Origin of the sequence: Sphaerisporangium flaviroseum, from assembly GCF_039537005.1 — a bacterium.
Classification (GTDB): domain Bacteria; phylum Actinomycetota; class Actinomycetes; order Streptosporangiales; family Streptosporangiaceae; genus Sphaerisporangium; species Sphaerisporangium flaviroseum.
In genome coordinates this window covers 622,557-631,980 of record NZ_BAAAZR010000004.1, presented here as the reverse complement: position 1 = coordinate 631,980, position 9,424 = coordinate 622,557, and the positions used below count along the sequence as shown (strand labels likewise).

Sequence of the window (9,424 nt, the reverse complement as noted above, 5' to 3'; positions counted from 1 at the left end):
CTGTCCATCAGCCTCGACTTTTCTGTCCGCTGATCAGGAGTTTCTCGTGGCCGCTTACAGCGAACTTCGAGTGGCGCAGGGTGACTTGACGTCATGGCGGTCCATGAAGGCGTGAACAGCATGTCTTGGCGGGGAATCGCCGGCTGCCGACAGATGATCGAGACATGCACAGAATGAGATCCGTCGCCGCAGGTCTCGCGGTCATGGCTCTGCTCCTGTCTCTCCCGTGCGCGGCCGGTACCGCGTACGCGGGGCCGGCCCGGACCAGTACTGGTTTCGCGGAGGTCGGTAGGGGGCCTGCTCGGGTGGGAGCGGAGTGCGGTTCCGGGGTGAGGTGCGGTGTTCTGCACGTTCCTTTGGATCGCCGCCATACGTCCGTGGGGAGCACGACCGTGGCGTACCGGCTGGTCTACCGTCGTGATCGTTCGCGGCCTGCGGAGGGGACGGTCGTGCCGAATCCCGGGGGGCCGGGGATCGCGGTGATCGGGGGCAGGGACTACGCCAGGCAGTACCGGCATCTGATGGACACCTACGATCTGCTGCTGGTGGACCCGCGCGGGACGGGGGCGTCGAGTCCGTTGCGGTGTGATTCGGCGCGGTGGTCTGACATGTCGAGCCTTCGTGCGCTGGCGCTGGAGGCGGTGCGCGCCTGCGCGCGGGACCTCGGGGCCAAGCGGCGCTACTACACCACGGCGGCCGTCGCCGACGACCTGGACGCGGTGCGGGCGCACCTGGGTATCGGCAAGCTGGACCTTCTCGGCCAGTCGTACGGGACGTACCTGATGACCGTCTACGCCGAGCGGCATCCCGCGCACGTACGGTCGATCGTCATGTCCTCGGCGTATCCGCTGGACTTCGACACCCTCGGCAGGCCCGCCGCGCGCGCCATGCACCGGTCCGTCCACCTGCTGTGCCGGCGGTCGGGAGGTGAGTGCGACGGGGATGAGGTGCTGAGCGACCTGCGGATCATGGCCCGCAGGGTGCAGGACAAGCCGATCCGCTACCCGGGGGGCCTGCTCGATGACACGGCGCTGGCGAGCACGGTGTACAAACTGGCCTCCAGTCATGTGGAGTCGTTCGGCAGGTTGCCCGAGGCTCTGCACCTGGCGGTCAGGGGAGACGCCCGGCCACTGGCCGAACTGGCGGAACGGGTACGGCCGCTCAGCGGGTCGTCCGCGGGTGGCGGAACGTTCAACTTGCCCGTGTATGTGGCGGTCACGTGTAACGACTATCCGGTGGTGTGGGACCGGAGTGCCTCCGTTTCCGAGCGGTTCCGGCAGTACGCGTCTCGGGTGGCGCGGCTGGACCGGGACGAGTACCGGCCGTTCCGGCCGGAGGCGTGGATCGGTGGCATCGTCGATCTCGGGGACTTCTGCGTGCGCTGGCCCGACCGCGTGGCTCCGGAGAGGTATGGCCGGGGAAGGTTGCCGGACGTTCCGGTGCTGGTCCTGTCGGGTGAGCTGGACCTCAGCACGCCGACCGAGGAGGGCGTCCAGGCCGCCGAGCAGTACCGGGACGCCCAGGTGATCGAGATCCCGAGCACCGGTCACGTCCCCGAGAAGCACACCGGGGCCTCGGCGTGCGCCATCTCCCTGGAGACACAGTTCATCCGCCGGTGGCGGATCACCGACAGAAGTTGCCTGCGCCACATCCCCGCGATCCCCGTCCGGTCACCGGCCGACCGGAGATGACCATCCGCGCACCATGGGCCTCGGACAGGGCCACGTGGTCCCGCCCGTCGCCGGCGATCCGGGCCGGGAGCAAGGGGAGGTCGCGGGCGCGTTCGAGCCGAATATATTTTTTAGACTGTCCGCTTGAATCCTATGGAAAGAGTGAATGACCGAAAGCGTCAGTTGAGCTCGGCGCGACAAACGAGATGTCGCCCGCACGTTCGTTGTCCACGATCGGGTGGCATGGAAAGCTACGGACATCGCCGCGATGACTGGAGGACGCTATGGCCCGGCTATGGGAAGCGAACCCCTCGGCGGAGTTCAAACGCCGTCTCGGCAGGTCAGCGCTCGAACTGGGAAATACCAACAGCAGTCCATCCTGCCCGGACATATGGGAAATGGACAACGGCGACTTCGCCATCATCGGGCGTGATGTGACCGCCGCTTACACCGGCCGCCTGCCGCATGACGTATCCGTCGCCGCCGACGAGCGCATCGTCGTCATCCCGCGCAACATGCTCATCGCCGCCAAACCGGAGATTCCTCATGCTTGACCGGGTCCGTGGCATCCCAGGCCATCGCCTGGGGGCTGCCGCCTATCTCGATGAATTCTGGCCTTACTTCGACAGGCTCGGTGGGCGAACGTTGTGGAAGCTGGAACGCGCACAAAGCTTCCGGGAGCCGGATGTTCCCAGCTGGGTGGCCATGGCCCAGGGGGACTGGGAGCGAGCGCTCACACTCGTGGAGGAGATGCGCCCTGCTGTCACCTCGAACGAAGGCCCTGATCTGCGAAGGCTCCGTATCGTCGACAAGCCCATCACTCCGTACCTCCAATGGGAGATGCAGATCCTGAGAATTCGTGTGGAGGCCGGAGAGAAGATCCGGGTCCTTCCCGTCGATTCCATCGCCTACCTGGAGAGCACAGCTGAGCTGCCGGAAGTGGTCATCCTCGGGTCGCTGACCATGTACGAGGTCCTGTACGACGACACCGGAATCCTCATTGGCGCCCGGCGTGTCGACGACCAGGCGGTGCTCGACGCCTGCCGTGCGCAGCTTGCGGAGTTGTACGACAAGGGAGAGGCTTTGTTGAGTTATTTCGATCGGGAGATCGCGACTCTTCCTCCCCCGACGGTCACGACCTGATCCGGAGGGCATCCGCACGTGCCGCAAACCCGCCTGTCCGCTCGGTTACCGGCGCGTGGCCTCTCTCGGACCGCTCTCATCACCGTCCTGCTGTTGATCATGATCGTCTTGGTCTCCACTCTGGTCGCGCTGTCTCCGCTCGCGCTCAACTGGCTAGATGGGCGGGCCGGTGACTGGGAACGTCTCAGTTTCATTGGCCAGACGTACGGCGCGGCCTCCGCCCTGCTGTCCGTCCTGGCCCTCATCGGCGTCTCGGTTTCGCTGTTCCTGCAGGCACGTGAGGCCAAGGCCACTCGCGAGCAGGCCCTGAGGATGCTGCACGCCGATCTGATGAAGATGGCGATGGAAGACCCGCTCTACCGGCGCGCGTGGGGGCCCTTCTTCGAGTCGGACGACCACGACGGGCCTCGCGAACACATGTACGTCAACCTGATCATCTCGCAGTGGGCCATGGAGTACGAGCTGCGCACCATCACCGAGGAGCATCTGCGCTCCATCGCCCACGTGCTGCTCTCCGGACCGGCTGGTCGTCGGTACTGGGCCAACGTGCGTGATCTGCGGATCAACAGCACCTCCACCCGCCGCGAACGCCGGTTCCACGAGATCCTCGACGAGGAGTACCACCGCGCCGGTCCGTCCCCTCCGCTCCCCCCCAGGCCAAAGCCGGAGACGCGCACCGCGCATGAGACGCGATGGGGCCTCGTGGTCGTCGCGCTACTCGCCGGCGCCGCGTCGGCCGAGATTCTGCACCGTCGGCTGTCCTCTCGTCGCCACAAGAATCCAGCATGAGGCCGTCTGCCCGCCGGGTGAGGAGCGTGGCTTGGTCGTGCGCTCGTCAGGCGTCGGGATCGTCGGCGTCGTCCTCAGCTTCGGCCTCGGCGATGAGCCGGTCGAGGGTGATCGACATTGTCTGCAAGATTCATCTCGGTCTCGACCTGGTGTATGAGGGTGATCAGGCTCTCCGGGGTCGCCGCTTCGACGATCAGGCTGGCCGTCAAGGGCTCGCGGGAGAACGCGCAGAACTTCCGCCGCCAGGTGGCCCACATGATCACCCAGCCGGGGTTGTCTCGCTCAAGTGCGTCGGCGACGTGGAAGAGCTCGTCGTCGAAACCCAAGGTGCATCCTCCAAGACTGGTCGGTGACGCCGCGCTGGTCAGGGTCAACGCACCTGGATCTCGGCCCAGACGACCTTGCCGCCGGTCTCCGGCCGGCGGTACCCCCACCGGTTGGCGAAGGCCGCGACCAGCGCGAGGCCGCGTCCGCCCTCGTCGTCGGGGTCGGCGTCCTGGCGACGTGGAGGTTCGTCGCTGGAGTCCCACACCTCGATCACGGCATAGGGCTCGCTGACGTAGAGGCTGACGCAGATGGCGTTGAGGCCGTTGGACAGCTCGCCGTAGCTCGGGCTGTCGGTGGAGAGGCCGGTCGCCTTGACGGCGTTGGTGCTCAGCTCGGACACGACCAGCTCGGCGGCCTCGATGAGGTGGGGAAGCTCCCACATCCGCAGGAGGTCGTGGACGTGCCGGCGGGCCGCGCGTACCGAGCCGGGGAGGGCGGCCAGCGCGAGGCGGCTCATAGGGGGTGGCTCCATCGCCCGGACGCTCGCTGTGTTCACGGTGCTGCCCCAATCGGGAGAGATCTTGGACAGGACGGCGCGGCGCTGACGGATTGCCCCTGAGTACCTGACTTCGCCCACGCCGCATCGTAACGCCTAGTAATCTATTGACTACTCTTCGAGTGCGTCAAGGGAAAACGCAAGGTAGGCGTACGCGTTCAAGGCATAGAGAGAAGGCCCCTGCATGTCACCCCGAGTGAACACCCCGACCGTCCGGCTTCGACGCCTGGCTTCCGAGCTGCGCAAACTCCGTGCGGCAGTGGATATGACCAGAGACGAGGTGACTGAGCGCACAGGCATCAACGGAGCGACCCTCTACCGCCTTGAGACGGCCCGAGCCCGTCCTCAAGCGCGCACTCTCAGGACTCTTCTCGACCTGTACAACGTCGACGAGCAGCTACGCGCCGAACTCGTCGCCATCCTGAAGGAATCCAACGAGCGGGGCTGGTTGCATGCTTTCGAGCCGGAATTGCCTGATCAGTACGCGGCCTACATCAGCTTCGAGCAGGACGCTCGGCGGCTGCTCAACTTCGAGTCGTTGTTCGTCCCAGGGCTCCTCCAGACCGAGGACTACGCTCGTGCGGTCATCCGGGGAACGCTGCCAATGGCGAGTCGAGACGAGGTCGAGGGCCGTCTCGAAGCGCGAATCCAACGGCAGGCGCTGCTTGTCCAACAGGAGCCACCTCATCTGTGGGCCGTCATCGACGAGGCCGTCCTGCATCGCCATGTCGGTGGTACCAAGGTCATGCACGCCCAGCTTCAACGACTCCTTGACGCGGAGGAGGAGCCGAATATCACACTCCAGGTGGTGCCGTTCGGCGGAGGCGCGCACCCTGGTATGCACGGCGGTTTCATCATCATGCAATTCGATCGGGGAAACGCCGACGTCATCTACATCGAGAGTATGACCAACGACCTATTTCTAGATGGCGAAACGGACATAAAGCGGTATAATCTGGTGTTCGAACATCTTCGGGCTGTTTCCCTGAGTCCGGCGGCCACGCGTGCCCTGATGGCTGACGTACTCGCACAGGAGATGAAGTGAGAGGAAGTGGGATGTCAGTGACGCCCGACCTGTCCCGCGCCCTGTGGCGCAAAAGTAGTCGAAGTGGCGGCAATGGCGCATGCGTCGAGGTGGCCGCAATTGGCAGCGTCATCGCCGTTCGAGACAGCAAGAATCCCGGTGGTGCCGTGGTGGCTTCGGGCGTCGGCGGATGGCACGCGTTCGTTGGAAGCGTGAAATCCGGTACTCTTTCGTCAACGACCTGATCGACAGGGAAGAGCAGGAATCCTCAGACCCGCTTTATTGCTCTTCCCTCCCTCCGGCTTTTCGGTTGCGCCAGATGCGCCCACACTTGCACGGCCTGCACCACTTTTCTCTGTCCGGCCACGGATTGAGTGCGTGAGGGGCCTAAAGGTGGTCCAAGGCCTTCACGCACTCAATTCGGGCACCTGGAAAGGATCAGCCGGCGGCGCGGGTGAGGTGGAAGGTGAGTCCGAGGTCGGCGTCATGGTACGCGGGCCGCTCGCCCTCGGGGGCGCCCTCGGTCATGGTGACCGCCAGGACCTCGTCGGCGACCTTGCCCCCGTCGGCGCGCAGGGCGTCGGCGAGGTCGCCCGCGGCGGTCCACCACAGGTCGATGCGGTCGGTGATCTCCAGGCCGCTGGACTTGCGCGCGTCCTGGACCAGCCGGATGACGTCCCTGATCAGCCCCGCCCGCCAGAGCTCCGGCGTGACCGTCAGGTCGAGGGCGACGGTCTCGCCGGTGCCCGTGCCGACCGCGCCGGTCTCGACGGCCCAGCCTGCGCGCGGCTGCTCGGTGACGATCACGTCGTCGGGCCCGAGGGCGATCTCGGCGCCGTCGACCACCACCGTGGCGTTCTGGCCCGCGCGGACGCGGGCGGCCAGCGCCGCCGGGTCCTCGGCGGCGATGGCGGCGGCGACGTTCTTGGTGCCGCTGCCGAAGCGCTTGCCGAGGACGCGGAAGTTCGGCTTGACCGTGAAGGAGACCAGGTCGGCCGAGTACGCCGACAGGTCCTCCAGCGACTGCACGTTGAGCTCGTCGGCGATCAGCTCGCGCAGCGAGTCAGGCATGCTCGCCCAGCGGGAGCTTCCGACGAGCGCGCGCCCGAGGGGCTGGCGGGTCTTGACGCCGCTGGACGCGCGCGCCGACCTGCCGAGCTCCACCAGGCGCCGGACCAGGGCCATCTGCTCGGAGAGCCCCTGGTCGAGCAGCTCGTCGTTCACCTCGGGCCAGGTGGCCAGGTGCACCGAGGAGGGCGCCCCAGGCGAACGGAGCACCTCCCAGACGTAGTCGGTGAGGAACGGCACGATCGGCGCCATCAGCCGCGTCACGGTCTCCAGGCACTCGTACAGGGTGGCGAACGCCGAGGAGTCGCCGGCCCAGAACCGGCGGCGCGACCTGCGGACGTACCAGTTCGACAGGTCGTCGAGGAACTCGGTGAGCCGCCGCCCCGCCCGCGTGGTGTCGAACGTCTCCAGCGCCTCGGTGACGTCGCCGACGGTCCGGTTGAGCTCGGCCAGCGCCCACCTGTCGATCAGCGGGCGGTCGGCGTGAGCCGGAGCCTCCGGCAGCCGTGAGGGCGACCACGACTCGGCGTTGGCGTACAGGGTGAAGAAGGAGGTCGTGTTCCAGTAGGTCAGCAGGACTTTCCTGACGATCTCCTCCAGGGTGCCGTGGCCGACCCGCCGCGGCGCCCACGGGGAGCCGGAGGTCGCCATGAACCAGCGCAGCGCGTCGGCGCCGTGGTCGTTCATGAGCGGGATCGGCTGCAGCACGTTGCCGAGGTGCTTGCTCATCTTGCGGCCGTCCTCGGCGAGGATCAGGCCGAGGCACAGCACGTTCTCGTAGGAGGACCGGTCGAACACCAGCGTGCCGACGGTCATCATCGAGTAGAACCAGCCACGGGTCTGGTCGATGGCCTCGCAGATGAACTGGCCCGGGTAGGACTTCTCGAAGATGTCCTGGTTGACGTGCGGAGCGCCCCACTGGGCGAACGGCATGGCACCGGAGTCGTACCAGGCGTCGATGACGTCGGGGACGCGGCGTGCCTCGCCGCCGCACGTCGGGCACGCCAGGGTGACGTCGTCGACGAACGGCCGGTGCGGGTCGAGGGCCGACAGGTCGCGGCCGGCGAGCTCGCCGAGCTCCTTCAGCGAGCCGACGCAGGTGACGTGGGACTCGTCGTCGGAGCACACCCACAGCGGCAGCGGCGTGCCCCAGTAACGCGACCGGGAAAGGGCCCAGTCGACGTTGTTGCGCAGCCACTCGCCGTAGCGGCCCTCCTTGATCGTGGCCGGGAACCAGTTGGTCCGGTCGTTCTCGGCGAGCAGGCGGTCCTTGATGCGGGTGGTGCGGATGTACCAGGAGGGGAGCGCGTAGTAGAGCAGCGGCGTGTGGCAGCGCCAGCAGTGCGGGTAGCTGTGCTCGAAGTGGGATCCCCGGAACAGCAGGCCGCGAGCCTGCAGGTCCTCGGTCAGGGCCTCGTCGGCGTCCTTGAAGAACTTGCCGCCGACCTGCGGCACGGTGGACAGGAAGCGCCCGTCGGGGCCGATCGGGTTGACCACCGGCAGGCCGTACCGCTTGCAGGTCGTCATGTCGTCGGCGCCGAACGCGGGGGCCTGGTGCACCAGACCGGTGCCGTCCTCGACGGTGACGTAGTCGCCCAGCACGACGTAGTGGGCGCCGGGGATGTCGACGAGGTCGAACGGCCGGGAGTACGGGGTGCGCTCCAGCTCGGTGCCCTGGACGCGCTCCAGGACCGTCCAGCCCTCGCCGAGCGCGCCCGACACCAGCGGCTCGGCCACGATGACCGAGCGCTCGCCGTCCCTGGCCGCGACGACGTACGTCACGTCGGGGTGGACGGCCACGGCGGTGTTGGACACCAGGGTCCACGGTGTGGTGGTCCAGATGAGCAGGTCGGTGCCCTCGAAGCGGCCGGAGGTGATCGGCATCCGCACGTAGACCGACGGGCTGGACACGGTCTCGTAACCGCCGGGCTGGCCCAGCTCGTGGTCGGACAGGCCGGTGCCGCACCGGGGGCAGTACGGAGTGATCCGGAAGTCGCGGAACAGCAGGTCCTTGTCCCAGATGACCTTCAGCGACCACCAGACGGCCTCGACGTAGGAGGGGTCCATCGTGAGGTAGGCCTGGGACATGTCGACCCAGTAGCCCATCCGCTCGGTCATCTCCTCGAAGGCGTCCACGTGGCGCCGCACCGACTCGCGGCAGCGCTCGTTGAACTCGGCGATGCCGTACGCCTCGATCTCGGGCTTGCCGGACAGGCCGAGCTCCCGCTCGACGGCGACCTCCACGGGAAGGCCGTGGCAGTCCCACCCGGCCCTGCGCGGGACGTTGTATCCGCGCATGGACTTGTAGCGGGGGAAGACGTCCTTGAAGACGCGGGCCTCGACGTGGTGCACGCCGGGCATGCCGTTGGCGGTGGGCGGTCCTTCGTAGAAGACCCAGGAGGGGCCGTCGGCGTTCTGTTCCAGCGAGCGCTCGAAGACCTTGCGATCACGCCAGCGGTCGAGCACCTCCGCCTCGAAGGCGGGCAGGTCGACCTGCGCGGGGAGCGGGCGGAAGTAGGGTGCTGACATCGTAGGGGCAGACCTCCACGCGAGTGTTCCTCATTGGCGTGGAGGGACGAGGCCGGCGGCCCCGCGGTACCACCCTCCTTGACCTCGTGCGGAGAACTTTCCCGAAACGAGGCCCACTCTTGTCATCGCTGCCGGTTCTACCGGGCCGCGCGCAGCCGTCAAGCTGATCGCTGCCGTTCCTCCGGCGGCTCCGGGGTGATCTTCCCTCCGGCTCTCGCCCCGGGCTCGCACCGTCCCCGGGTCGCTCCTGCGAGTCGGGCACGGAGGTACTCGTCCCCATCAACGCCTTGCGAACTAAAACGATATCCCACGCCGGGGAGAGCAACGACACGATTTATGGCGGTGGCCATCAAGGCCGGCCTCGCGCGTGATTCGGCC

Annotated in this window: 9 protein-coding genes; 6 read left to right on the top strand and 3 right to left on the bottom strand. The window is 67.1% G+C overall.

The window, feature by feature from the left end; translation table 11 throughout:
• Positions 1-449 precede the first annotated feature (449 nt).
• The 4 genes from ABD810_RS14490 (at position 450) to ABD810_RS14475 (ending at position 3,602) form a co-directional block, all read left to right on the top strand.
• On the top strand, positions 450-1,691 hold the full coding sequence (locus ABD810_RS14490; protein WP_344939004.1) for an alpha/beta fold hydrolase: 1,242 nt from the start codon (positions 450-452) through the stop codon (positions 1,689-1,691).
• 263 nt (positions 1,692-1,954) lie between these two features.
• On the top strand, positions 1,955-2,224 hold the full coding sequence (locus ABD810_RS14485; RefSeq protein WP_344939002.1) for a hypothetical protein: 270 nt from the start codon (positions 1,955-1,957) through the stop codon (positions 2,222-2,224).
• The gene (locus ABD810_RS14480) at positions 2,217-2,813 is read left to right on the top strand and encodes a DUF6879 family protein (protein ID WP_344938999.1); all 597 of its coding nucleotides are present in this window, start codon (positions 2,217-2,219) and stop codon (positions 2,811-2,813) included. Before ABD810_RS14485 ends, ABD810_RS14480 begins: the two co-directional genes overlap by 8 nt.
• Positions 2,814-2,912: 99 nt before the next feature.
• Entirely contained in the window at positions 2,913-3,602 is a 690-nt protein-coding gene (locus ABD810_RS14475) for a DUF6082 family protein (protein WP_344938996.1), read from the top strand.
• A gap of 74 nt (positions 3,603-3,676) precedes the next feature.
• Here the strand turns inward: ABD810_RS14475 and ABD810_RS14470 are convergent, their stop codons facing one another.
• Together ABD810_RS14470 and ABD810_RS14465 are read right to left on the bottom strand one after the other, a co-directional pair.
• Positions 3,677-3,928, bottom strand: a complete 252-nt coding sequence (locus ABD810_RS14470; protein ID WP_344938993.1) for a hypothetical protein — start codon at positions 3,926-3,928, stop codon at positions 3,677-3,679.
• Between the two features lie 44 nt (positions 3,929-3,972).
• Positions 3,973-4,386 carry an ATP-binding protein gene (locus ABD810_RS14465; RefSeq protein ID WP_344938990.1) on the bottom strand — a complete coding sequence of 138 codons (414 nt, stop codon included), beginning with the start codon at positions 4,384-4,386 and terminating at the stop codon, positions 3,973-3,975.
• Between the two features lie 235 nt (positions 4,387-4,621).
• On the opposite strand from ABD810_RS14465, the gene ABD810_RS14460 reads away from it, so the two are divergent.
• Positions 4,622-5,470, top strand: a complete 849-nt coding sequence (locus tag ABD810_RS14460) for a helix-turn-helix domain-containing protein (RefSeq protein ID WP_344938987.1) — start codon at positions 4,622-4,624, stop codon at positions 5,468-5,470.
• 11 nt (positions 5,471-5,481) lie between these two features.
• Positions 5,482-5,694, top strand: a complete 213-nt coding sequence (locus tag ABD810_RS14455) for a DUF397 domain-containing protein (RefSeq protein ID WP_344938983.1) — start codon at positions 5,482-5,484, stop codon at positions 5,692-5,694.
• Positions 5,695-5,887: 193 nt separating this feature from the next.
• Here the strand turns inward: ABD810_RS14455 and ileS are convergent, their stop codons facing one another.
• A complete protein-coding gene (gene ileS, locus ABD810_RS14450) occupies positions 5,888-9,046 on the bottom strand; it encodes an isoleucine--tRNA ligase (RefSeq protein ID WP_344938979.1) in 3,159 nt (1,052 codons plus the stop codon).
• Between the last annotated feature and the right edge of the window lie 378 nt (positions 9,047-9,424).

What these genes read in the sequence shown, in the direction of transcription:
- ABD810_RS14485 (WP_344939002.1), top strand. Translation starts at nt 1,955, where the DNA reads ATGGCCCGGCTATGGGAAGCGAACCCCTCGGCGGAGTTCAAACGCCGT.
- ABD810_RS14480 (WP_344938999.1), top strand. Translation starts at nt 2,217, where the DNA reads ATGCTTGACCGGGTCCGTGGCATCCCAGGCCATCGCCTGGGGGCTGCC.
- ABD810_RS14475 (WP_344938996.1), top strand. Translation starts at nt 2,913, where the DNA reads ATGATCGTCTTGGTCTCCACTCTGGTCGCGCTGTCTCCGCTCGCGCTC.
- ABD810_RS14465 (WP_344938990.1), bottom strand. Translation starts at nt 4,386, where the DNA reads ATGAGCCGCCTCGCGCTGGCCGCCCTCCCCGGCTCGGTACGCGCGGCC.
- ABD810_RS14455 (WP_344938983.1), top strand. Translation starts at nt 5,482, where the DNA reads ATGTCAGTGACGCCCGACCTGTCCCGCGCCCTGTGGCGCAAAAGTAGT.
- ileS (WP_344938979.1), bottom strand. Translation starts at nt 9,046, where the DNA reads ATGTCAGCACCCTACTTCCGCCCGCTCCCCGCGCAGGTCGACCTGCCC.